Annotated in this window: 29 protein-coding genes; 22 read left to right on the top strand and 7 right to left on the bottom strand. The window is 58.7% G+C overall.

From position 1 onward, the window contains the following. Positions 1-56: 56 nt before the first annotated feature. The 5 genes from BTW07_RS16930 to BTW07_RS16905 all read left to right on the top strand — a co-directional run bounded on the left by BTW07_RS16930 (position 57) and on the right by BTW07_RS16905 (position 2,841). Complete coding sequence (locus BTW07_RS16930) at positions 57-404, top strand: hypothetical protein (protein WP_075571355.1); 348 nt, start codon at positions 57-59, stop codon at positions 402-404. A gap of 87 nt (positions 405-491) precedes the next feature. Beyond that, the gene (locus tag BTW07_RS16925) at positions 492-710 is read left to right on the top strand and encodes a DUF637 domain-containing protein (protein WP_083941997.1); all 219 of its coding nucleotides are present in this window, start codon (positions 492-494) and stop codon (positions 708-710) included. Next, a complete protein-coding gene (locus tag BTW07_RS16920; protein ID WP_075571353.1) occupies positions 701-1,447 on the top strand; it encodes a hypothetical protein in 747 nt (248 codons plus the stop codon). Before BTW07_RS16925 ends, BTW07_RS16920 begins: the two co-directional genes overlap by 10 nt. Positions 1,448-1,458: 11 nt before the next feature. After that, complete coding sequence (locus BTW07_RS16915; RefSeq protein ID WP_208605430.1) at positions 1,459-2,370, top strand: PoNe immunity protein domain-containing protein; 912 nt, start codon at positions 1,459-1,461, stop codon at positions 2,368-2,370. A gap of 198 nt (positions 2,371-2,568) precedes the next feature. Beyond that, the gene (locus tag BTW07_RS16905) at positions 2,569-2,841 is read left to right on the top strand and encodes a zinc-binding dehydrogenase (RefSeq protein WP_244158427.1); all 273 of its coding nucleotides are present in this window, start codon (positions 2,569-2,571) and stop codon (positions 2,839-2,841) included. 21 nt (positions 2,842-2,862) lie between these two features. On the opposite strand, the gene BTW07_RS16900 is transcribed toward BTW07_RS16905, so the two are convergent. After that, on the bottom strand, positions 2,863-3,816 hold the full coding sequence (locus BTW07_RS16900; protein WP_075571350.1) for an oxidoreductase: 954 nt from the start codon (positions 3,814-3,816) through the stop codon (positions 2,863-2,865). 113 nt (positions 3,817-3,929) lie between these two features. Here BTW07_RS16900 and BTW07_RS16895 point away from each other — a divergent pair, with 113 nt between their 5' ends. Then, a complete protein-coding gene (locus BTW07_RS16895; protein WP_158025889.1) occupies positions 3,930-4,502 on the top strand; it encodes an HdeD family acid-resistance protein in 573 nt (190 codons plus the stop codon). A gap of 67 nt (positions 4,503-4,569) precedes the next feature. Here the strand turns inward: BTW07_RS16895 and mltA are convergent, their stop codons facing one another. Beyond that, a complete protein-coding gene (gene mltA / locus BTW07_RS16890) occupies positions 4,570-5,694 on the bottom strand; it encodes a murein transglycosylase A (RefSeq protein WP_075571364.1) in 1,125 nt (374 codons plus the stop codon). A gap of 236 nt (positions 5,695-5,930) precedes the next feature. Here mltA and BTW07_RS16885 point away from each other — a divergent pair, with 236 nt between their 5' ends. Beyond that, positions 5,931-6,245: a carbohydrate kinase family protein gene (locus BTW07_RS16885; RefSeq protein ID WP_075571349.1), complete on the top strand. Its 315-nt coding sequence runs from the start codon at positions 5,931-5,933 to the stop codon at positions 6,243-6,245. A 413-nt stretch (positions 6,246-6,658) separates the two neighbouring features. Beyond that, positions 6,659-8,014: a tetratricopeptide repeat protein gene (locus tag BTW07_RS16880; protein ID WP_075571348.1), complete on the top strand. Its 1,356-nt coding sequence runs from the start codon at positions 6,659-6,661 to the stop codon at positions 8,012-8,014. 100 nt (positions 8,015-8,114) lie between these two features. Here BTW07_RS16880 and BTW07_RS20015 read toward each other — a convergent pair whose 3' ends face one another. Then, the gene (locus tag BTW07_RS20015) at positions 8,115-8,414 is read right to left on the bottom strand and encodes a hypothetical protein (protein WP_167369285.1); all 300 of its coding nucleotides are present in this window, start codon (positions 8,412-8,414) and stop codon (positions 8,115-8,117) included. Between the two features lie 262 nt (positions 8,415-8,676). Between BTW07_RS20015 and pdxY the strand changes: the two genes are divergently transcribed. From pdxY to BTW07_RS16810, 14 genes are all read left to right on the top strand, one after another. Continuing rightward, a complete protein-coding gene (gene pdxY / locus BTW07_RS16875) occupies positions 8,677-9,549 on the top strand; it encodes a pyridoxal kinase PdxY (RefSeq protein ID WP_075571347.1) in 873 nt (290 codons plus the stop codon). Continuing rightward, the gene (locus BTW07_RS16870; protein WP_244158425.1) at positions 9,530-10,417 is read left to right on the top strand and encodes a DUF72 domain-containing protein; all 888 of its coding nucleotides are present in this window, start codon (positions 9,530-9,532) and stop codon (positions 10,415-10,417) included. Before pdxY ends, BTW07_RS16870 begins: the two co-directional genes overlap by 20 nt. 111 nt (positions 10,418-10,528) lie before the next feature. Beyond that, positions 10,529-10,783 (top strand): type II toxin-antitoxin system VapB family antitoxin, encoded by a 255-nt coding sequence (gene vapB, locus BTW07_RS16865; RefSeq protein ID WP_075571346.1) that lies wholly within the window; start codon positions 10,529-10,531, stop codon positions 10,781-10,783. Beyond that, entirely contained in the window at positions 10,780-11,226 is a 447-nt protein-coding gene (locus tag BTW07_RS16860) for a type II toxin-antitoxin system VapC family toxin (protein ID WP_075571345.1), read from the top strand. The genes vapB and BTW07_RS16860 overlap by 4 nt, the downstream gene beginning before the upstream one ends. Positions 11,227-11,347: 121 nt before the next feature. Beyond that, positions 11,348-11,737 carry a MerR family transcriptional regulator gene (locus BTW07_RS16855; protein WP_075571344.1) on the top strand — a complete coding sequence of 130 codons (390 nt, stop codon included), beginning with the start codon at positions 11,348-11,350 and terminating at the stop codon, positions 11,735-11,737. A gap of 337 nt (positions 11,738-12,074) precedes the next feature. Next, a complete protein-coding gene (locus BTW07_RS16850; RefSeq protein ID WP_075571343.1) occupies positions 12,075-12,383 on the top strand; it encodes a hypothetical protein in 309 nt (102 codons plus the stop codon). Between the two features lie 16 nt (positions 12,384-12,399). Continuing rightward, positions 12,400-13,356, top strand: a complete 957-nt coding sequence (locus BTW07_RS16845) for a hypothetical protein (RefSeq protein ID WP_110661618.1) — start codon at positions 12,400-12,402, stop codon at positions 13,354-13,356. Between the two features lie 34 nt (positions 13,357-13,390). Further along, positions 13,391-13,705 (top strand): TM2 domain-containing protein, encoded by a 315-nt coding sequence (locus BTW07_RS16840; protein ID WP_208605429.1) that lies wholly within the window; start codon positions 13,391-13,393, stop codon positions 13,703-13,705. Positions 13,706-13,708: 3 nt separating this feature from the next. Next, positions 13,709-14,014, top strand: a complete 306-nt coding sequence (locus BTW07_RS20215) for a MerR family DNA-binding protein (protein WP_083941991.1) — start codon at positions 13,709-13,711, stop codon at positions 14,012-14,014. A gap of 70 nt (positions 14,015-14,084) precedes the next feature. Further along, entirely contained in the window at positions 14,085-14,468 is a 384-nt protein-coding gene (locus tag BTW07_RS16830) for a nuclear transport factor 2 family protein (protein WP_075571341.1), read from the top strand. A gap of 476 nt (positions 14,469-14,944) precedes the next feature. After that, positions 14,945-15,325, top strand: a complete 381-nt coding sequence (locus BTW07_RS16825; RefSeq protein ID WP_144076948.1) for a hypothetical protein — start codon at positions 14,945-14,947, stop codon at positions 15,323-15,325. A gap of 132 nt (positions 15,326-15,457) precedes the next feature. After that, complete coding sequence (locus BTW07_RS16820) at positions 15,458-15,856, top strand: DUF6228 family protein (protein ID WP_075571339.1); 399 nt, start codon at positions 15,458-15,460, stop codon at positions 15,854-15,856. A gap of 155 nt (positions 15,857-16,011) precedes the next feature. After that, the gene (locus BTW07_RS16815; protein WP_075571338.1) at positions 16,012-16,557 is read left to right on the top strand and encodes a hypothetical protein; all 546 of its coding nucleotides are present in this window, start codon (positions 16,012-16,014) and stop codon (positions 16,555-16,557) included. 102 nt (positions 16,558-16,659) lie between these two features. Beyond that, the gene (locus BTW07_RS16810) at positions 16,660-17,355 is read left to right on the top strand and encodes a class I SAM-dependent methyltransferase (RefSeq protein WP_075571337.1); all 696 of its coding nucleotides are present in this window, start codon (positions 16,660-16,662) and stop codon (positions 17,353-17,355) included. Positions 17,356-17,599: 244 nt separating this feature from the next. On the opposite strand, the gene BTW07_RS19685 is transcribed toward BTW07_RS16810, so the two are convergent. The 4 genes from BTW07_RS19685 to BTW07_RS16795 are packed head-to-tail and all read right to left on the bottom strand — an operon-like array spanning position 17,600 to position 22,077. After that, positions 17,600-18,151, bottom strand: a complete 552-nt coding sequence (locus BTW07_RS19685) for a hypothetical protein (protein ID WP_144076946.1) — start codon at positions 18,149-18,151, stop codon at positions 17,600-17,602. Between the two features lie 50 nt (positions 18,152-18,201). Next, positions 18,202-19,119: a hydroxymethylglutaryl-CoA lyase gene (locus BTW07_RS16805; RefSeq protein WP_075571336.1), complete on the bottom strand. Its 918-nt coding sequence runs from the start codon at positions 19,117-19,119 to the stop codon at positions 18,202-18,204. A 1-nt stretch (position 19,120) separates the two neighbouring features. Further along, positions 19,121-21,223, bottom strand: coding sequence for an acetyl/propionyl/methylcrotonyl-CoA carboxylase subunit alpha (locus tag BTW07_RS16800; RefSeq protein WP_075571335.1), 2,103 nt, complete (start codon positions 21,221-21,223; stop codon positions 19,121-19,123). After that, complete coding sequence (locus BTW07_RS16795; protein ID WP_075571334.1) at positions 21,220-22,077, bottom strand: enoyl-CoA hydratase/isomerase family protein; 858 nt, start codon at positions 22,075-22,077, stop codon at positions 21,220-21,222. Before BTW07_RS16795 ends, BTW07_RS16800 begins: the two co-directional genes overlap by 4 nt. Positions 22,078-22,080: the final 3 nt, after the last annotated feature.

Here is a 22,080-nt window from a genome sequence, read left to right as displayed (position 1 = left end):
TGAAGACGGGACGCGTCGTCTAAGTACTGTGATCCCATTTCACTGAGGATGTTGATATGAATTTTCCGAGTACTAATGACTTCTTAGAGAATTTTGGTTTGGAGCCCCTCGAAGAAGATCCCAGTATGGCTTATTGCCGCTATGTCAAAATGGCCCCAGCCGAGGAGCTGGAAGTTGATATTTCATTTAGCGCTGTTGCTGATTCATTTCAGGCTGTATTGCGATGTAGTAGGAGGGAAGTGGTAACGCTATCTTCGGAAAAGGTTAGATCTATCAAGATTCAGAATGATGCTCTTGGCTCTGGTGTTCATGTTGTGTTTGATATTCATGGTGTGACCTCAGAAGCTCTGGTCAAGCTAGAACCTGAATTGAATATTCGCTGGTGGACCTTACGTAGCGAGTAGACAGTGAAAGGCCCGCTAGCCCATCAGCCAGCGTGGCATTTGCATTACTCTTCCTAAACCGCCAACAGTCAGCCTGCGGGGCCTTACCTGAAAGCCACCTTGTTCAACCAGGTCGGCGACCTGGGAGAGCGCTACCCCGAGCTTCTGGCCGACGGCGAGGGCGGCAAGATCGCCCTGCACGCCCTGGCCGGCGGCCTGGCAGCCGAAGCCACCGGCGGCGACTTCAGGACCGGCGCGGCGGCGGCGGGCGCCAAGGTTTCCGCGAAACTGGCCATGCCTTGGGTGAGGGCTCGGCGGTGGCGCTGAATGCCGATCTCTCCGACAAGCTGGATGCAATCTATGGTCTGGACATCTCCGCGGCCCAGCGGGGCCTGTTGCTAGCCCGCCTCGTGGGAACGGTTACCAGCGCAGGAGCTGCGGGTACAGTCGGCAAAGTGAGTGCCGATCTCGCCAGCGAAACGACGAAGGCCGTCGGCAAGCAGCTCGATGTCGTCCTTGAGGACCTGGCGGAGCAAGCACTGCTCAAGAGCGGTGGACTCCACGGCCTGGATGGTAAGCCGCTACTCGATATGAAGCAGTTGACCACGGCGCAGAAGGGAGAAATGGGGGAACTATTCGGCCCACAAACGGTGAAGCAGATCGTTCCCGATGGCCGCAAGATTGCGCGTGCGCACAGTGCCAGCGAGCACGGCCTCGACGATCTCTATCAGGTGAACCGCCCCGATGTCGACTATGTGGTGATCGAGTACAAGTTCGTGGGCACCGAGAGCAAGACGGGGGCTTCGGGCCTGGGCAGAACACAGGATGGCCGGCAGGGCAGCGAGAGCTGGATTATGGGATCTGATAGGCTGAAAAAAGCATTGGGTAGATCCCTAGTCCCGGAAGTAGAAAGAGCTTTCCGAAATAAAAGGGCGGAAGCTTGGGTGATTGCTACGCGGCCGGATGGTGCCACGGAAGTGCAAGTATTGGATGCCAACGGTAAGCCTAAAGCGATCGATACATCGAAAATTTTGAGTGCATTAAAAATCGAGGGTGGGGCATGATTAGAGCGCCAATGGGGGATGAGGATTTCTGGAATCGATGGGTGGCTTTTGACGAAAAAACTATTGATAAGAAAGAAGCAGAACTAAAGAAGGTGCCCGAGAACGTTGAGTACGAACCTCAGTTTGTATGGGATTTGGCTAAAAGTTACTATCTAGAGTTTATTCTGCGTCGCTACTCTCGTGGCGACGATATCCTTGAGTTAGGCCAGCACTTTCCCGGCCTACTCGACGCCTGGGAGTTATCGAACAAACTGGCCTATGAGCTTAACGCGCAGTTGGAGCCTGGGCAAAAGTGGGATCATCGTCGCGTGTTCTCCGGTCCACGATTGACCGAGGACGCGCGTGGCCATTCGGATCCGCGTGCCTGGGTCTTCGAGCTGTCGAGTCTCAACCATTACAACTTCTGTTTCTGGCTGGTGGGGCTGGCGCTCTCGCTTGAGGTTCCCGATGACCAGTGGCAACGCCTGCTGGCAATGATCGGCGGCGAGGGAGAGGACGAACTGCTCGACCGGGTAATCGCCAGCCGTCAGCCGCAGAGGCGGATCGGCACCACGCTGTTGCATCCCAAGCCCTACGCGCACCTACTCGCCGCCATCGATGCGCCTCCGGAACAACAGACGGAGCGGTTACGTAACTTCGTCACACACTGGTATCCCGAACTGAAACGCAAGGGGAACGAAGAACTGTGGTGGTACATCTTCGGTGACCCCGAGAAGCATCCACTGGAGATGGGCAGCTACTTCGGGCGCTGGTGCCTGGAGGCAGTGGCGGCCGTCAAGGCCTTCGGCCTGGACGATGCCCTTTGCCTGGGGCACGAGCACTACCCCGGTGACCTGCTGCGTCCGAATGGCCCCAGTACCCATCCAGCCAGGCCAGAGACTGAAACGAAGAAAAGCTGGATGTCGAGGCTGTTCCGGCGTTAAGGCATGCCCGTCTGAGAAAAGTGAATCGCCCCGGGTTTCGTAGACATCTCCGGGCCATAACGAATGGCGACGTCGACAGGATACCGAAAGACATCGGCGACGCGGTCGGAGAGAAACAGGCACAATTTCAACTCGGGGTAAGAGGTCCTGAAATCTGTCAGCCCCTGCAGGATCGGGTGGCGGCCCAGATCCGAAGGCGTGGCGGCCTGGAGCATGCCGCTCAAGCGCAAGTGCCTGTCACTGCAATGGAAACTCATGTTTGCCCGGCCGCTGTTCGAAACGCCGGACATGATCTGCAAGAATCAGCTGCTCGAGCGGGTCAGTGCGCTCATCGATCAGCGGCGACTGAAAACGACGCTGGGCCAGCATTTCGGTGGCATCGATGCCGCCAACCTGCGTCACGCTCATGCGTTGATCGAGAGCAACAGTGCGCGTGGCAAGATCGTTCTGGAAGGTTTCTCGGCCGATTGATCTTCACGCCATTCGGCACGGCTAGCCGGACGGCGGTACCTTTTCCGAATCGCTCGACCACGCCGCGCCGGTCAACTTACACGACACTTCCCATAGCCGATCTTCCACAGCCCGGTCCCTGGCTGCCTTGCTGCGGAAGGCGCGTTTGGGTGCGCCACGGGTCTCGCTGAAGCCGTCGGGGCCGAAGTAGTCACCGGGGCGCACATCGTCCCCGAGCGCGGCGTGAAGCGTAGGCCTGGCGCCTTCGGCGGCGGATTGGCTGATCAGCGGCATCACCAATTTGAAGGCCTGGCCGATCAGCGCGCGGCTTTTTACGCCGGCATCGAACAGGGCTGTGCGGGAAAGCCCGGGATGCGCGGCGACGCTGAGAATGTCCCAGCCGTGCTGATCGCTCTGTTTCTGGAGTGCCTGCGCGAACAGCAGCATGGCGAGCTTGGACTGGCGATAGGCGTGCCAGGGATCGTAGTGCTTGCCGCCGTCGAGATCGTCGAAAGCGATCCTGCCGCTGCGGTGCGCCAGGCTCGAGAGCTGGACGACGCGTGGCGGCTCGGACTTCGAATCCGACGACGTCGCTGCAACCAGCATTGGCAGCAGTAGGCTGGTGAGCAAAAAGTGGCCGAGATAATTGACGCCGAACTGACGTTCGAAGCCGTCCGCCGTGCGCTCACGCCGGGGCAGCGCCATGATGCCGGCGTTGTTGATCAGCAGGCGCAGCTCGGTTTCGCTTCCGCGCAGGCGCGCGGCGAACTGGCGTACCGATTCGAGGCTGTCGAGATCGAGCAACTCGAAGCGAACCTCGGCGCCGGGTCGATGGGCGCGTACCGTGTGGTAGGCGAGCTTGCCCTTCTCGGGATTGCGCCCGGCGACGATGACGCGATACCCGGCGTCTGCCAGGCCCTTGGCGGTTTCCAATCCTAGCCCGGCAGTGGCCCCGGTCACGATGGCCAGTGGCGGTTGCGTCGTGATGTCGTTCATCGAAGTCCTTACTGTCAGCGTCTATGATTACTCACAGCCGATCGTTTCCAATGCATCGATACCCCTCGTATTGCATTCATCGTTACCCGTTCATCAACCTCAGGGAGTGCCTGATGACCAACATCTCGAGAAGCCTGATCGGGCGAAGCTGGTGGATTCTGATGGCGTTCGGCGTCATTGCCATCCTCTTCGGTCTGCTGGCGATATTCCAGCCCCTGAAGGCGGTCGCTGCGCTGACCTGGATCATGGGTATCATGGCGCTGGCGGAAGGGGTCACAACGCTGTTCACGACGGCCACGGCCTATCGGGGGCCGGGCAAGGGCTGGCTGATCTTCTACGGCGGGTTCTCGGTTGTGTTCGGATTGATCGCCATTTTCGATCCGCTCTCGATGGCCAGCGCATTGCTGGTGCTGGTCGGGATCTGGCTGGTCATCGCCGGTGTCTATCGCTTGATGATGGGGCTGCGCGTTCGCCGCCCGGTGCCCGGCCAGGGTTTCACCGCGCCCGGCGAGGGCTGGACCGTGCTCAGCGGTATTCTGGCCCTGCTGCTGGGTATTCTTTTGGTGGCCAGCCCGCTCAGCGGTCTGATCGTCACGGCGCTATGGATCGGTATCGTGGTGCTGCTTTATGGCATCGTTCAGGTGATCGCGGCACTACGCGTGCGTAAGGCATTCTCACCAAGCTGAAATCCCCGACCTGACACCCTCGAACGCCCCCAGACGCCCGTGTGCGACGAGCGCAGCCGGTTGGCTATTATTTAGGCATCAGCACCCACATCTCGCCCTTCTGCTTCATTCGGCTGGCGGCTTCGCCGGCGGCGTCGCCGTGACCCCAGTAGAAGTCCGCGCGCACTGCGCCCTTCACCGCGCTGCCGGTATCCTGCGCCACCATCAATCGCTGCAGCGGCTGGTTGGAGAGCGGCTGCGTGGTGGAGAGAAACACCGGCGCGCCGAGGGGAATTTCGTCCGGGTCGACCGCGATGCTGCGCTCCGAGGTCAATGGCACGCCGAGAGCGCCCACCGGGCCGCTGGTATCGGCCAGGGCTTCGCTGCCCTTCAATTCACGGAAGAACACCATGCGCGGATTGACGTTGAGCATGTCTTCGACCTGGCCCGGATGCCGACGTGCCCAGTCACGCACGCCGGGCAGCGTGGCTTCGGCGGGCGTGATCTCGCCGCGGTCGATCAAGCGCCGGGCGAAGGACTGGAACGGCTGATTGTTGGTACCGGCATAGGCGACGCGCATGGTGGTGCCATCGGTCATTTCCACCCGGCCGGAGCCCTGAATCTGCAGATAGGCCGCTTCCACCGGATCGTCGACCCACACCAGCTCGGTACCGTCGAGATCGCCGCTGCGCATCAGTTCGGCGCGGGTCGGGCCGACGTGGGTGTGGCGCTTCCAGTACTTCGGATACTGGTAGAGCGGCGTCTGGTACGGCCCGCCGCGCACGCGGGAGCCGCGCAGAATCGGCTCGTAGTAGCCGGTGATCAGGCCGGTGGCGCTGCCGTCGCTGTTGGTCACGCGGTAGGGCGTGAAGCGGCTCTCGAAGAAGTTCTGGATCGCCTGAGCATTGAGCGGGTCGACCGACTGGGCATCGTGGCAGACGCCTTTCCACGCCGCCTTACGCTTGAGCCGTGTGCAGCTCTCCCGGAACGCGCTCCATGCCGCCATCGGCTGATCCCGGCTCCAGCCCGGCAGATGGCCCCAGTTGGTCTTGCGCGCCGTCTGTTCGACCCGTGCCTCCGGACTTCCGCTGGGGGAAGTGGTCATGACCGGACCGCTGGAACAGCCGGCCACCAGCAGGGCGAAGAAGAGGCAGGCCAGCAGCGGCAGAACACGGCGAGAGGGCACGAACGGGCGCGGGACGCTGGAAAGCATGCAGAGTCGATCCTTGAACACGATGCATTGACGAAGACAGATAAACGGGATGACGGAAAAGCTGGAGCGAGCATATCGCCGCCGCTCGACGGCGTCGAGCGAGGTATCGACCAAAGACCGGCGCTGCAAGTTCCTTCCCCGTCGCATTACACTGTGTCCTTTCAGCACGTCCGTTCATTACGCCTTTTCACTAAGCCCTTTCACTAAGCCCTTTGCTTTCGCCGCAGGACCGTCTCATGACCCATGTCATCTCCATTCAGAGCCACGTCGCCTATGGCTACGTCGGCAATCGTGGCGCGGTTTTCCCGCTGCAGCGGCTGGGGCTGGAAGTCACCGCCATCAACACCGTCCAGTTCTCCAACCACACCGGCTACGGCGCCTTCACCGGCGACGTGTTCAGCCCCGATCACCTCAGGAATGTGCTCGATGGCGTCGAATCCCTGGTCGGGCTCGACGATGTCGATGCCGTGCTTTCCGGCTACATCAACGCGGTGGAGGGCAACACCACCTTATCTCGATGGCGGCATTGGGGCTTTCGGTCAATCTGCTGACAATCATGTCTGCCGGAGGACGCATTCTGACGGCCGGCCTCCTCTCCATCATCACGCTTCTGGCCCTCAGCGTGACCGCAATTGGGTTCATCAGCTTCCCTTAGCTGGCTTTTTCAGTTTCACTAAAGCTCCATTGCAACGCCGCGCTTGAGAACTTCCGCTACGGTTCGAGCGCTGCAAGCATGCAAACTTGCGGCATAAAATAATTAAATAAAGGGAAAGATCAAATGGCCACAATCACGCTTCTGGCCCTCAGCGTGACCGCAATTGGGTTCATCAGCTTCCCTTAGCTGGCTTTTTCAGTTTCACTAAAGCTCCATTGCAACGCCGCGCTTGAGAACTTCCGCTACGGTTCGAGCGCTGCAAACATGCAGACTTGCGGCATAAAATAATTAAATAAAGGGAAAGATCAAATGGCCACAGACGTATATGGGCTCAGTGTTACAGCAAGCAGCGACAGCGTCGATGCGCTGAACACTGCAGTTAACGATTATTATGCGTGGAAGGGCGATCCGGTTGCATTGCTGATGGATGCCGCCAAGGCGGATCCGAAATTCTCCCTCGGCTACAGCGCGTCTGCGTCCCTTCTGCTGCTCAGCGGTTTTACCCGGGAAAATCCCATGGTTGTCGAGGCCCTTGAGGGCGCACAGCGCGCGATTGGGGAGGCAAATCTGCGCGAGCTCCAACATCTGGAGGCGGCAAAGGCGTGGGCAGACGGTGAAATGATCCGGGCTACGACAACCTGGGAAGACATTCTGCTCGACAATCCTCGCGATGCGCTTGCGCTGCGCTTCTGTCACGACACCTATTTCTACCTGGGTGCCTCGCAGACGATCCGCGATTCTGTCGCGCGGGTCTTGCCCTATTGGAGCGAGAACGATCCAGGCTATGGCTATGTGCTTGGGCAATATGCCTTCGGCCTTGAAGAATGCGGCGAGTTGCGCCAGGCGGAAACGGCGGCTTACCGGGCAATCGAGATCAACGAGGAAGATGGATGGGCGGTCCACGCAATCGCCCATGTGCTGGAGACCGAAAGCCGCCAGGAGGAAGGCATAAGCTTCCTGCGCAATTCCCAGCCGGCATGGAGCAAGGCGCATGCGCTTGCCGCCCATAATGGCTGGCATCTGGCACTTTACCTGATCGAGCAGCGCCGCTTCGCCGAAGTGCTGGCCAGCTATGACAGATTCGTTCAACCGACGATCGCCGGTGACGCCATTCTCGATCTCGTCGATGCGGCCTCGCTTCTGTGGCGCATCGAACTTGCCGGCGGCAATGTCGGGGAGCGTTGGCGGGATATCTCCAGGCAATGGATGACGCATGTCGATGAGCATGTTCTGGTGTTCAATGACCTGCATATCGCCTTTTGCGCGGCACGCAGCCCGGACGCTGACGATGCAATGCGTCTTCGCGCCTCGCTCGACCGCTACGACCGGGAAGGCATGGGCGACAATCATCGCATCACGCGCAGCATCGGTCGCGACATCATCGAAGCGGTGCTCGCCTTCGCCGATGGCAGCTACCATCGCTGTGTGGATCTGCTTTTACCGCTGCGCTACGACGCAACCCGCATTGGCGGCAGTCATGCACAGCGCGACATTATCAATCAGACATTGATCGTTGCTGCTGAACGCGCCGGTCGCTTGACGCTTGCCAGGGCGCTTTTGAACGAACGCCTGGCGCAGCGCCCGACGGAAGCGACCCGGCAACAGCTTACGCAGGTGGTGAGCGCCCTGACTGTCGGGCACAGTTCAAGCGCGCTTCGCATGTAAACCCTAGTCCTGCCCGGCTGCAGCCGGCGCGAAAACCAGACAGACCGGATATTGTCAAGCGTGTGAGCCGTGCTCAGCCGCAAGGCACAACATGGGTAAATCACAGGAACCACTTCGAAACCAGTAGGGGGCGCAATGCCGTCACGCTGGACCATTTCTGGATGCCGTTTACAGCCAACAGGCGGTTCAAGGCCGCGCCGCGGCTGTTGACGGCCGCCATCGGCTGATCCCGGCTCCAGCCCGGCAGATGGCCCCAGTTGGTCTTGCGCGCCGTCTGTTCGACCCGTGCCTCCGGACTTCCGCTGGGGAAAGTGGTCATGACCGGACCGCTGGAACAGTCGGTCACCAGCAGGGCGAAGAAGAGGCAGGCCAGCAGCGGCAGAACACGGCGAGAGGGCACGAACGGGCGCGGGACGCTGGAAAGCAGCAGAGTCGACCCTTGAACACGATGCATTGACGAAGACAGATAAACGGGATGACGGAAAAGCTGGAGCGAGCATATCGCCGCCGCTCGACGGCGTCGAGCGAGGTATCGACCAAAGACCGGCGCTGCAAGTTCCTTCCCCGTCGCATTACACTGTGTCCTTTCAGCACGTCCGTTCACTACGCCTTTTCACTAAGCCCTTTCACTAAGCCCTTTGCTTTTGCCGCAGGCCCGTCTCATGACCCATGTCATCTCCATTCAGAGCCACGTCGCCTATGGCTACGTCGGCAATCGTGCCGCCGTTTTCCCGCTGCAGCGGCTGGGGCTGGAAGTCACCGCCATCAACACCGTCCAGTTCTCCAACCACACCGGCTACGGCGCCTTCACCGGCGATGTCTTCAGCCCCGATCACCTCAGGAATGTGCTCGATGGCGTCGAATCCCTGGTCGGGCTCGACGATGTCGATGCCGTGCTTTCCGGCTACATGGGAGACGAAGGCATCGGCCGCGCCGTGCTGGATAGCGTCGATCGCGTCAAATTGGCCAACCCGGACGCGCTCTACTGCTGCGACCCGGTGATGGGCGACATCGGCCGCGGCTTCTTCGTCCGCCAAGGCATCCCCGAGTGGATGCGCGACCACGCCATTGCCCGCGCCGATATCGTCACGCCCAACCAGTTCGAACTCGCCTTTCTCGCCGGGCGGGAGGTAAACACCCTGGAAGACGCCCTCGCCGCCGCCGCCGCGCTGCGGGCCAAGGGCCCCAGGGTCGTGTTGATCACCTCGCTGGAAGTCACCGGGGACGACGAGGGCCACATCGGCATGCTGGTCGACGCCGAAAGCGGCAGCTGGCGGATCGCCACGCCCAAGGTGGATTTCATCATTGCGCCCAATGGTGCCGGCGATTTCACTGCCGCGATGTTCCTCGCCCACAGCCTGCGCGCCGGTCTCACCGACGAAGGCCCGGCTCGCGCCCTGGAACAGACCGCCGCCGCGGTGCAGATGCTGTTCGAACACACCCGTCGCGCCGGCACCCGCGAACTGGCGATGATCGCCGCGCAGCAGGATATCGTTTCGCCGACGGTGACGTTGCATGCCGAACGCCTCAGATAACCTCTCCATGGTTCACCAGCCGCCGCTCTATATAGGCATGGCGATGTGGGCCAACGCCGACTGGCAAGGCTCCCTGCTGCCCGCCCACGGCGACGTGGATCTGCGCGACTACGCCAGCGTGTTCAACGCGGTGGAGGGCAACACCACCTTCTACAGCGGTATCCCCAAGGCGGAAACGATCGACGCCTGGGCCGAACAGGCACCCGAGACGTTCCGCTTCTGCTTCAAGCTGCCCAGCCAGCTGACTCACGGCAAACGTCTGCGCGATATCGATGACGAGTTCGAGCGCTTCATCGAACGGCTTTCACCGCTCAAGGATCGGCTCGGCCCAATCATGGTCCAGCTACCCAGAGATTTCGGCCAGGGCGAGCTGCCCGCGCTGGAGCGATTGCTCACTCACTGGCCACGGGAGATACCCCGTGCGGTGGAGGTCCGCCACAGTGATTTTTTCCACAAAGGGCCTGCAGAACAGGCATTCAACCGCTTGTTGATAAGTCAAGACGCCAATAGGGTAATGCTCGACGTGCGGGCGCTCTTTGCCACACCCGCAGGGCTTGACAATCGGCTCGCCAAGGCGCAAGGCGAAAAGCCGAAAGTCCCATTACACGTGCTCTGCACGGCGGTCAATCCCATTATTCGCTTTATCGGACACTTCGACGAAGCCATTAACCTGGCCCGTTTCGAGCCATGGATCGAACGCCTCATCCTGTGGATAAAACAGGGGAAAACCCCTTTTCTCTTTGTGCATACACCGGATAACCGACAGGCGCCGGAACTGGCACGAAAGTTCTACAACAAGATCGCCGAACGGATCGAATTGCCGCCGTTGGCCGAGTTCCCGGGAGAACGACAGAGCTCGCTGTTTTAGCCAAATCTGAAACAGGCTGTTGATAACTCGAACGACTTTTCTGGCCTGCGATTCAGGACTATGCTTGGCATATGCTGAAGCTTTGGAAAAGATCGGTCGGAGGACAATCCTATGCACGAGCAAGAGCGCAACGACCCACCGTCTCGCACCGTATCGGTATTCCGTAACGGCCGTAATCGAGCGGTGCGTTTGCCGAAAGGCATCGAGATCGAAGGCGTCACTGAATACGTCGCCACCCGCGTGGGGGACACCATCGTCCTCAAACCCTCGCGACCCAGTTGGCACTCGTTTATCGAGGTCGAAAAGACGGACGACGACTTCCTGCAGGACCGTGAACCCGTGTTCGAGGATGAGGGTCGATTTTGAGCACGCTTTACATCCTCGACACCAATATCTGCTCCTACGTCATGCGCGAGCATCCGGTTCAGGTGCTGGAACGTCTCGAACAGGAAGCGGGCCGAGGCACCCGACTCTGCATCTCGGTCATCACCTATTACGAGATGCTGCTGGGCGCACGCCGAAAACCGAGCCTGCAACCGATCATCGACGCCTTCGTGGCGCGCACCAACGATGTTCTACCGTGGGGGCCGGAGACCGCTCGCGTCGCCGCCAATCTTTCTCGCCAGCTCCAGGACAAGGGGCAGCCCATTGGCCCCAATGACACGATGATCGCGGCACACGCGCTGGCGCTGAACGCCACGCTGGTGACTAACAACCTGAAGGAATTCCGGCGAGTCGAAGGTCTGGCTATCGAAGACTGGGTCAGCGGCGTCGTGATCGACGCCTCGGGCCAAGAATCCTCTCCGTAACGAAGCACGGAAACGCTCCCACAACCCCCCCTTTAAGAACCAACGGTTCGAGAAAAAGTTGATCTTCACGTAAAGGTCAAACAGCGCTAGGGTGGGGAAAATCAGAAAAGAGAATAACGCCGTGTCCGGCCAGACCTACGCCATTGGCGAACTCGCGCAGCACTTCGACGTGACCACCCGTACCATCCGCTTCTACGAGCAGGAAGGCCTGCTCTCCCCCGAGCGGCGCGGCAAGACCCGCGTCTACCGCGAGAAGGACCGCGTTCGCCTCAAACTCGCCCTGCGCGGCAAGCGCCTAGGTTTCTCGCTGATCGAGATCCGCGAAGTGCTGGATCTTTACGACACCCGCGTTGATGGCAGCGTCCGCCAACTCGAGCGCCTGCTCGAGATCCTTGCCGACAAACGCGCCAACCTCGAACGCCAGCTCGAAGACATCCGCATCATGCAGCGCGAGCTGGATCAGGTCGAAGAGCGATGCAAGGGCGCGTTGGGGGAGTTGAGGGACCGATAGCTGATTTGACAGTCCAATCCCTGAAAAGAGCACATGTCCCAGCATGCAGGTGATCGGTAGGCATGAACTCATTTGCCGGGAATAGGTGCCTCTTGTCCATACATTCCAAATGCCCTCGGGATTGACAAGAAGGAGTAAATCCCGCCTTGCACCAGACTGCCTTTTCTAAGATAAACGATAATTTGAATGTAAGATAAAAGATAATCGAGGTGTAAGATTAACGATAATATTAGATGTGCGCGAACTACTGCTTGAGTCGAAAAGTGGTATGTCTTAATCTCCCGGCTTCCGCTCGGCCCCGGTTTTCCGCAGGAAAACGCTTACAAGGAGACTCCTCATGGGACTTGCCATCGCTGGCGTTATTTTGAATGTTCTGTTGGCTATAGCCGTCGTTCTCAACGTCGTTGAAGATCTTTCAGGTACAGCTTCGACGGTGTTTCTGACTCTCACCGCAGCTTCATTGGCGGCAACGATTGTCGGGTTTTTCATCGCCCTGAACCAACGTGATAAGCGATTGGGCCCGATTTTGATGATTGTGGGTTCTATCATTTTCGTTCCTGGCGGACTGGTTGCCATGTTTGGAGCGAAACGGCTGATGAACCAATCCAAACAGGATCAACGTGCCCAGGAAAAATTCAGCGACTGAGCGTCACGAGTGATGAATGAGTTCAGCCCAATTACATAAAGGATACTCCGTGTCAGAGTCTGAGCCCTTCGAAGATCACTGGTATTATCAAGGACGCAGGAAGATCAACGGGCCCTTCAATAAAGAAGCCATGATCGTTGCGATCATGGACCAAGATGTGGATTCGGATACACAAGTCTGGAACACAAGCTGGACTGAAAATGCTCCGACACAGGCGTTACGTGAGACAGAACTCGGTGGTTATCTAACCGATGAGGCAAGAGAAAAATATACGCCCACGCCCGTATCGGATAGGCTGGCTTGGGTACTGGCTTTATTTCCCCTTGCGTTTCTGTTTATCGATAGCGTACTTATTTATAACTACAACCCCATCGCTTTTTCCAATGGTTACATGTTGGCGGTGCCGCTGGTCTATTCACTAATCGCCTTGGTGGATGCCTTGAGTATACGGGATAGCGGCCGCAGTAGGGCGCCCCTTTACTGGTTTTGGATGATCCCTGTCTATCTGGCAGTAAGAGCCAATAAGCTAAGAAGAGGTGGCATTTATTTCTGGCTGTGGCTGCTTTCGACGGTGCTTTATCTCATTGTCGTTTATGGGGTAGTCGATGGAGGGTATTTTATGCCATCGACTCGCCCATTGCCTTCATGCTCGAATTCCATGATCATCGATACCAATAAAGAGCTCTTTGACGACGCGGTGGCGGAAAACAGGAGGTCTCCTAATTCTCTGGCGAGATCGATCCAGAATGCATTGGGTACGGACTATGGTAATCCCTACTACGATATCGGATACAACGGCTTCAGGCAGAGCCCAAAAGCCAATGATATCGTGGAGATTGCTCAGATAACAGAAACGCAAGAAACGCGCTCATGCCAGGCCGTAGTGATCGCATCGCGAGGCCCACGGATCCCGATTGATTACAGTATCACTCGGAGAAGCGGCGGTATCGAAGTCACAATGCAGTCCCGTTAGTGCTCACTATAATCGTTTCAGGGATCTATTAAGAATGGACAGTGATAATCTACAAATCCGAAAGAAAAACCGAATCGTTGCGTTGATTCTATCCATGTTTCTTGGCGTTCTCGGAGTTGACCGGTTCTACTTGGGTAAATGGAAATCAGGCTTGTTGAAAGCATTGACTCTGGGCGGTCTATTTTTATGGTGGTTCATCGACGGTGCCATGCTGCTTTTCGATGCCTTCTTTTACTCGCTGGGCAAGGAGAAAGGCATGATGAAGGACGCCAAGGGAAGAGAGCTGAAATACGGACTTTCCATGTATCGATTCAAGAATGGGCGCTTTGAGCAGGATTGGTTCAAATAGGTCATCGATGTCCTGCAATCTTGGGGCCCGTGGCGGCGGCGGTCGGCGCGATGTGATGGCCGACTGTCGCGCGGCAAGCGCCTGGGTTTCTCGCTGATCGAGATCCGCGAAGTGCTCGACCTCTACGACACCCGCGTTGATGGCAGCGTGCGCCAACTCGAACGCCAGCTCGAGATCCTCGCTGACAAACGCGCCAACCTCGAGCGCCAGCTCGAAGACATCCGCGTCATGCAGCGCGAGCTGGATCAGGTCGAAGAACGGTGCAAAGGTGCATTGGGGGAATTGAAGGCGGCGGAACAGGGTCACTGAGCGCTAGTTGATACACACGGTTCTGCTCTGTGGCTTCTTCGATGGCAGTCAATCTGCACGGAGCAACGGCATGCAACATGACCTGGAAGCCAACAAGCGCAATGCTATCGCCTTCTATCGCACGGCTTATCTCGGTGATCCTACCCTTGCCGTCGCGACGTATGTCGGCGCCGATTACATCCAGCACAACCCGGTAGTGGGTAATGGAAAGCAGGCGTTCATCGATTACTTCACGGCAATGGCAGAGCAGTATCCCGGGAAGGAAATCGAGTTCGTGCGCGCGGTGGCCGAAGCCGATCTGGTATCTCTCCACACGCACCAGACCTGGCCCGGCGGCGATGAGTACGTCACGATGGATTTTTTCCGTTTCGACGACAACGGCAAGATCGTGGAACACTGGGATTCCATTCAGAGAATTCCGCATGAAACCAAGAACGGAAACCCGATGTACTGAGTACCGGCGGGCTAGCGCTTCAATCTGGCCGTTCCCGTGACGGCAAGCGGCCAGTGGCCCTCCTACTTCCTAAATGATCTTCGGCTTCTGACGAAACAGCGCAGGCCTCTCAAGCCACAGTTGATTCATGCTTTCGTGGCGTTGTTTCTAATGTAATGCTTGGTTACTGTGTGTAGAACAGCACAAGAGATGGCTTACAAAGTCACAAGCTCACAAGGGACAGCCGCGCTGGGACGAAGGGGATCATCGTCCTGCCTGTATGGCGTGCGGTAGCGTGGCGAATTGCGCCAAAAGCCAACCGAACGGGCCTCCACCGAATAACTGTATCTATGCACAGCCATATCTGACCGCGCAAAACGCGCGAATTCTGTATAACGCGCCGAATTATTCTGAGCATTATTCAAAATCAATGCTTTAGGCGTGAAAGAGCGTGCTAGATAAGATTATTGAACGCGCACGCTCGTTCAAGTGATAAAATGAGCGTGCATAATCCAGTTGTTACAATAACTCTAGCCTGCCTGTATGGGAATGCTTCTGCTAAGCGTCTGATGAAATTCAAAGCTTCTCCTGATAAATTTGAGGCAGAAAACGCGTTGGCTGATATTATGGAAATTACAAAATTCTCTCAAATCAAACTGCAAATTGAGTATTATGGTCGTCAAGGAGGGCGATTTTTACACTCGGACTTTATAACTGATGATGATGGGTTCAGCGAGATAATTAAATGCTATAAAGCTGATGGCGTTAAGCATGAAGATACAGACGATGGTCTTAAAACTCAGTTCTCGTTTAATGTGGATCTAAAGAGGCTGCTGACAGAAATTGAGATAGATGAGCATGGACACATTCTTGATTGATTGGAGCAAGGCTCGGAAACGAGTTTCAAAGAGCTTAGTTGCTAACAAGGCCAAGCACGGCGACGCCTTTTTCGTTGCGGCTTCGCCTCCACTTCAAAGCCGCGCATGCTAGCGGCGTTAGCTGGAGAAAGGATGCAAGAGTTTCGAGTTCAATCGTCAGAAACAGAAGCTGAATTGATTTTTATCGGCATCAATGGCGATAATTTCTCAGTGGCATTCTCGTCGGGTACGGTCAATTGCCAGAGGGAAGTGTGGGCCTACACCGATGCACATGGACTTGCAGATCTATTCGAATGGATGGCATCGCAAAGTAAACCTTGGAAAACATCGGAAGGCTGGGAGTCTATTGAAGGTGAGTTCAAGTTGTATGTCAGCTGCAACGTACGCGGGAACATAATCTTTGACTTGGAGATGAAACAGTTGGGTGGTGCTGAAGAATGGCGGGTGAAAACCCAACTCAAGTCTGAGTTTGGCCAACTTCCTAGCCTCGCCAAGAAGGCTCGAGCTTTCTTCGGGCCATCGCCAAGCTAACTAGGCGGTCGATGAGACCGCTTTTCCGCGCCGCCTTCATCAGCCGCCTCCAACTGAGATGGCTCGCAATTTCTCGATCCCTGCACCAACCTGAAACTCTGACTGCCAGATCGCGCAGTCACGACCATGCATGCGGGATCAACCGAGTACTGACGATGGATTGGCTGACATTCATTTCGAGCCTAGTCCGGTCGCTGGCCTGGCCGGTGTTCGCCCTGATTCTCGCGCTTCTTTTCCGCGACCAGATTCTGCAGTTTGGGTCCTTCATCAAGAAGCTGCGGGCCGGGCCCATCGAGGCTGAATTCGAGCACGACCTTGAGCAGTTGCGCTCGCTGTCTCCAAGTCAGGGTAATGTCGTCGGTGTGCGTGGCGGTGAGAAGGAGACATTTCTTACCGAGCTGGCCGAGCGCCATCCCCGTACGGCGATACTGGAGGCGTGGACCCGACTGGAGCGCGCGGCCCGCGCGTCGCTATCGTCACAGGAAGGCGGCGAGAGGGAGCCGGGAGGCGTATCAGCAGCTCGGCTGCCGGAACTGCTCGTAAGGGCAGGGCTGATCGATCAGCCGCAGGTCACGCTGTATCACGAGCTTCGGCGTCTGCGTCGTGAGGTGGCTCGCGACCTGGAGCCGACGAAAGAGGCGGCACGCACCTACGTTGAGTTGTCTCGCGCGCTTCAATCCCAGCTAGATCGCGGAGCCTAGAGTGGTTGAACCATGATGACTAGCGCGCCGCCAACGCCACGTCCACCTTCGACCAATTTGGACTGCCGAGTGTCAGCATCGGGATTAACCGCGGGAAATAAGATGAACCAGGACGAGATCAAGGCACTGTTCGACCAGCAGGCGGCAAGTTACGACCAGCAGTGGGCCAAGACGTCACCGATTCGGAATTGTCTGCATCTGTTGCTGGGGTCTTTGTTCGCGGATTTGCCGGCGGAGGCACGGATTCTCTGTGTCGGGGTGGGGACGGGCGATGAGCTGTTCTATCTCGCCTCACAGCACCCTGATTGGCGTTTTACGGCCGTGGAGCCGTCGGGGCGTATGCTCGACGTCTGTCGGGAAAGGGCCGAGAAGGAAGGCGTGACGTCTCGCTGCACCTTCCATGAGGGGTATCTGGCGTCACTCCCCACCGCCGAGCTACACGATGCGGCGACCTGCCTGCTCGTCTCGCAGTTCATCACGAATCCCGACGAGCGCTCCGGTTTCTTCCGTGGCATTGCCGCGAAACTCAAATTGGGAGGTATTCTCGCGAGCGCCGACCTGGCGTCAGACATCGCGTCACCCGAATATGACGTACTGCTTCACGCGTGGATGAACATGATGTCCGCGGCCGATGTCTCCGAAGAGACGATAGCGCGGATGCGCCATGCCTATGCGCATGATGTCGGTGTGCTACCGCCAGCGCGGATTGCCTCGATCATCGAGGAAGGCGGTTTCGAACTTCCCGTGCCGTTTTTTCAGGCGGGGTTGATCCATGCATGGCTTTCCCGCCGGGCTTGAGTGAGCGCCAATCGCTTCCTGCGAGCCCCCTCAGTGATTGAGTTCCGCGAAACGCTTGAATTTTAACTTTCCCTGTCCGGTGGAATTATCTGCGTGCTCTAGCGCCTATCCGAAAACCTCCTAGGGAGGCGGTGCCAATCCGGGTGGGGAAATGAAGGGAATGTCTGCATGTTTATAGTTTTGAAAGCTTCATGCTTTTATCTGAAATGGAAAATACCTGGGCATATGCTGGGTTGTGGTTTGATTATTTAACCATGACCCTTTGTAGGTCTTTCTCCACGTAAGAGTTTCTAAATACACCAATCCAGTGATTTCGCTCTTGGTTAGCCATCTCGGCTCCCTTTTTAACGTACGCAACACGATGAAGACCATCGTTACCTTTCATCAGTTTAGCAATTTCGTGCTGATCATTTTTCCCAAGACATCCATTCGTTAGCCATTCATAAATAATGCTGTTTTTAGATTGTTCAATGGTGTTGAATGAAGCAGTGTGACATTCTAAGTTATTTTTTGCCTTTTCAGTCAAGGTTGTTTTATACTTTTGATAGTATGAAGATACGCTTTCGGTAACACCTTCCATGAACTGAATGGTTAATAATTGGCTCCACGAATCTACGCTTTCGTCGTTCTTGACCAGTTCAATAAGAGTACCTTTCCCCAGAAATCCGTCATCATAAGCATATCCAACTTTCCAGTTGGAAGTGTCGACTGGGACATAAGACGTTTCCAATGGAATGGGGCTGCAAGCCGATAAAATTAAAAAGGCGGCAGGGAGTAGCTTTTTGGCTAAAGACATTTTGAATCAGGTTTTTGTGGGATGATTACTCTATTGTCGGCAGGTTTTTTTTATTCTTTAATGAGTTTTATCTTCGCCGCCAGAGCCACACCCACCTTCGACCGGTTCGGCTTGCCGATGGTTTGGGTTATCCACACCCCTGTCTCTGCCAGGTTATCCAGATCCACGCCGCTGTCGATGCCGAGGCCGTTGAGCAGGTAAATCACGTCTTCCGTGGCGACGTTGCCGGTGGCGCCCTTGGCGTAGGGGCAGCCGCCGAGTCCGGCGATGGCGCTGTCGATCACGCTGATGCCCTCTTCGAGCACGGCGTAGAGATTGGCCAGCGCCTGGCCGTAGGTGTCGTGGAAGTGGGCGGCGAGCTTGTCCCTGGGGATATCCCGGCCCACGGCGTCGAGCAGGCGCTTGGCCTTGAGCGGGGTGCCGACGCCGATGGTGTCGCCCAGCGAGATCTCGTAGCAGCCCATCTCATAGAGCGCTCTCGAGACTTCGGTGACCCGGGCGGGTTCTATCTCGCCTTCATACGGGCAGCCGAGCACACAGGAGACATAACCGCGCACGCGCACGTTAGACTCGCGGGCGCGTTCGATCACCGGAGCGAAGCGGTCCAGGGATTCGGCGATGGAGCAGTTGATGTTCTTCTGGGAGAACGCTTCGCTCGCCGCCGCGAAGACGGCGACTTCCTCAACGCCGCACGCCAGCGCGGCTTCCAACCCTTTGAGATTGGGCGTCAGTGCGGAATAGACCACGCCCGGCCGGCGTCGAATGCCGGTCATTACCTCGCGGTGATCCGCCATCTGCGGCACCCACTTGGGCGAGACGAAACTCGCCGCTTCGATCCGTTTTAGCCCCGCCGCGCCGAGCCGGTCGATCAGTTCCAGCTTGGCGGCGGTGGCGATGGGTTCGGCTTCGTTCTGTAGCCCATCCCGCGGGCCGACTTCCACCACGCTGACCTGGTTTGGCATCCCCATCTCACACCCCCTCAGTCGCGTCGGCACTGGCGAACGCCAATAGCTCATCCCCCTGCGCCACGGCGTCGCCCACCTTGAAGTGAAACGCTTCCACCGCGCCGGCGGCGGGCGCGCTCAGGGTGTGTTCCATCTTCATCGCTTCCACCACTACCAGCGGCGTGCCTTTCTCGACGGGCTGGCCGGGTTCGACCAGCAGCGCCACCACGGTTCCGTGCATGGGCGCGCTCAGTTTGGCCTCGACCTCATGCGATAGGTGATCGACCCGGTCCGAGCGCTGCCAGATCAGGCGGGATTCGAAGCCGGCGGCGGTGAGAATGATCGTTTCGCCCTCGGGGGCAGAATCGGTGCGCGCCAGCAGGCGGCGGCGATGACCATCCAGGGTGATCGCCACGGCGTCGCCGTCGAGCCGCTGCAACTTCCCCTCGTAGTCATTTGACTCTTTTCCATCCCGATTCACGCTCAGTTGCCAAGTTGACTGCGATCCAGAGCGTGTCGCGGTCACGGGGATCGGCGGCGCGCCCTCGGCCTCGGCAAACGCCAGTCGAACGTGCTGCCGGGCGTTGAGCCGCCAGCCGTCACGGCGCTCCCACGGTGAACGTTCATCGTTGGCTCGATCCAACTGGTCGAGCGCCACCAGCGCGGCGCAGGCGAACTCCGCATCGGTGACCGGTGCACTCGCGAACAGCTCGTCGTGGTGGTGTTCGATAAAGCGGGTGTCGAGCCGGGCGGCGATGAAATCCGGATGCGTGACCAGCCGCTGCAGAAAACGGCGATTGGTGGTCACGCCGGAGATATCCAGCGCCGCTAGCGCGCGATCCATCTCCGCCAGGGCCTGGCCGCGATCCTCGCCGTGGACGATCAGCTTGGCCAGCATCGGGTCGTAGTGCATCGAGATGTCATCGCCGGCTTCGACGCCGCTATCCAGCCGGACGCGATCCGGCGCCAGGTCGCCGGCTTTCAGATCGAGACCGAACCGTTCGAGCGTGCCGGTGGCGGGCAGGAAGTCGTTGTCCGGGTCTTCGGCATAGAGCCGCGCTTCGATGGCGTGGCCGGTTAGCGTCAGTTCCTCCTGGGCCTTGGGCAGCGGTAGCCCGGCGGCCACGCGCAGCTGCCACTCGACCAGATCCTCGCCGGTGATCATCTCGGTGACCGGGTGCTCGACCTGCAGGCGGGTGTTCATCTCCATGAAGTAGAAAGGCGCCGCTTCTCTCGTCTCGGTGTTTGAGACAGGTTCAGAGGCGGCATCCAGCAGGAATTCCACCGTGCCGGCGCCGACATAGCCGATCTCCTGGGCGGCGCGCACGGCAGCGTCGCCCATTTGCTGGCGCAGTGCGGGGGGCAGGTTGGGCGCAGGAGCTTCTTCCAGCACCTTCTGGTGGCGGCGCTGCACGCTGCAGTCGCGCTCGAACAAGTAGACGCCGTTGCCTTGGCTATCGCAGAACACTTGCACTTCGACGTGGCGCGGCTGGGTCAGATATTTCTCGATCAGCATGCGTTCGTCGCCGAACGCCGCGCGGGATTCACGGCGGCAGCCATCGAGGGCGGCCTGGAACTCGCGGTCGGATTCGACCACCCGCATGCCCTTGCCGCCGCCGCCGGCGCTGGCTTTCAGCAGCACCGGGTAACCGATCTTGCCGGCTTTCTCCCGGAGCAGTTCGTCCTCCTGCGCTTCGTCGTGGTAGCCGGGCACCAGCGGCACGCCGGCCTTAAACATGCGCGTCTTCGCCGAGGCCTTGTCGCCCATGGCGGCGATGGCGCTGGCCGGCGGGCCGACGAAGATGATACTGGCGGCCTCGCAGGCGGCGACGAAGTCGGCGTTCTCGGAGAGAAACCCGTACCCCGGATGAATGGCGTCGGCGCCGCTGCGCTGGGCGGCGGCGATGACCTTGTCGATATCGAGATAGCTCTCCCGCGCGGGCGCCGGGCCGAGACGCACGGCCTCGTCGGCCTCGCGAACGTGGAGTGCGTTGGCGTCGGCATCGGAATAGACGGCGATGGTGCGAAGCCCCAGGCGGCGGGCGGTGCGCATCACGCGGCAGGCGATCTCGCCGCGGTTGGCGATCAACACCGAACGTAGCGGGCGAGGCGCGTGGGTCAGGCTCATGAGCGCGATTCCTTGTTATCCGGGTTGCCGTCCTGATCCCCGTTGGCATCCCCCGTGCGTTGCCAGGCGGGTGGGCGCTTGTCGAAAAACGCCGCGAGCCCTTCCTGACCTTCGCGGCTGACCCGCAATTCGCTGATCGTGCGGCAGGTGGCATCCACCGTGGCGTCGCTGTCGGGATCGCCGTCGACACGGGCCAGCAGCGCCTTGGTGGCGCGCTGGGCCTGGGGTGAGGCAGCGAGCAGCCGATCGATCATCTGACCGATATGGGCGTCCAGTGTTTCTCCGTCGGTGACTTCATGCACCAGGCCCAAGGACTGCGCGGTAGTGGCGTCGATCACCTCGGCGGTGAGCGCGTAGCGGCGCATCTGGCGCGGGCCGATGGCGCGCTGCACATAAGGGCTGATCACCGCCGGCGACAGGCCGATACGCACTTCCGACAGGCAGAATGTCGCCTTGTCGGACGCGATCACCAGATCGCAGCAGGCGGCGAGCCCCACCGCGCCGCCGTAGGCCGCGCCCTGTATGCGGCACAGGGTCGGGCAGGGCAGCCCATCCAGCTGTTGCATCAGGCGCGCCAGTTCGCGGGAATCCTTGAGGTTGTCGTCGAAGCCGTAGTCCACCATGCGCTTCATCCAGTGCAGATCCGCCCCGGCGGAGAAGTGCTTGCCGCCGGATGCCAGCACCACCAGCCGCACCTCGTCGCGCTCGGCCAGCGCGTGCAGGCGCTCGAGATGGGCGTTGAGCTCTTTGATCAACGCATCGTCGAAGGCGTTGTGAACCTCGGGCCGATCCAGCATCAGCCGCGCGACGCCGCGATCGTCGATTTCCAGGCGGGAATGGTTCGAAGTCGTCATGGC

This window comes from Salinicola socius (genome assembly GCF_001937195.1).
Taxonomy (GTDB): domain Bacteria; phylum Pseudomonadota; class Gammaproteobacteria; order Pseudomonadales; family Halomonadaceae; genus Salinicola; species Salinicola socius.
This window is presented reverse-complemented; position numbering and strand designations above follow the sequence as displayed.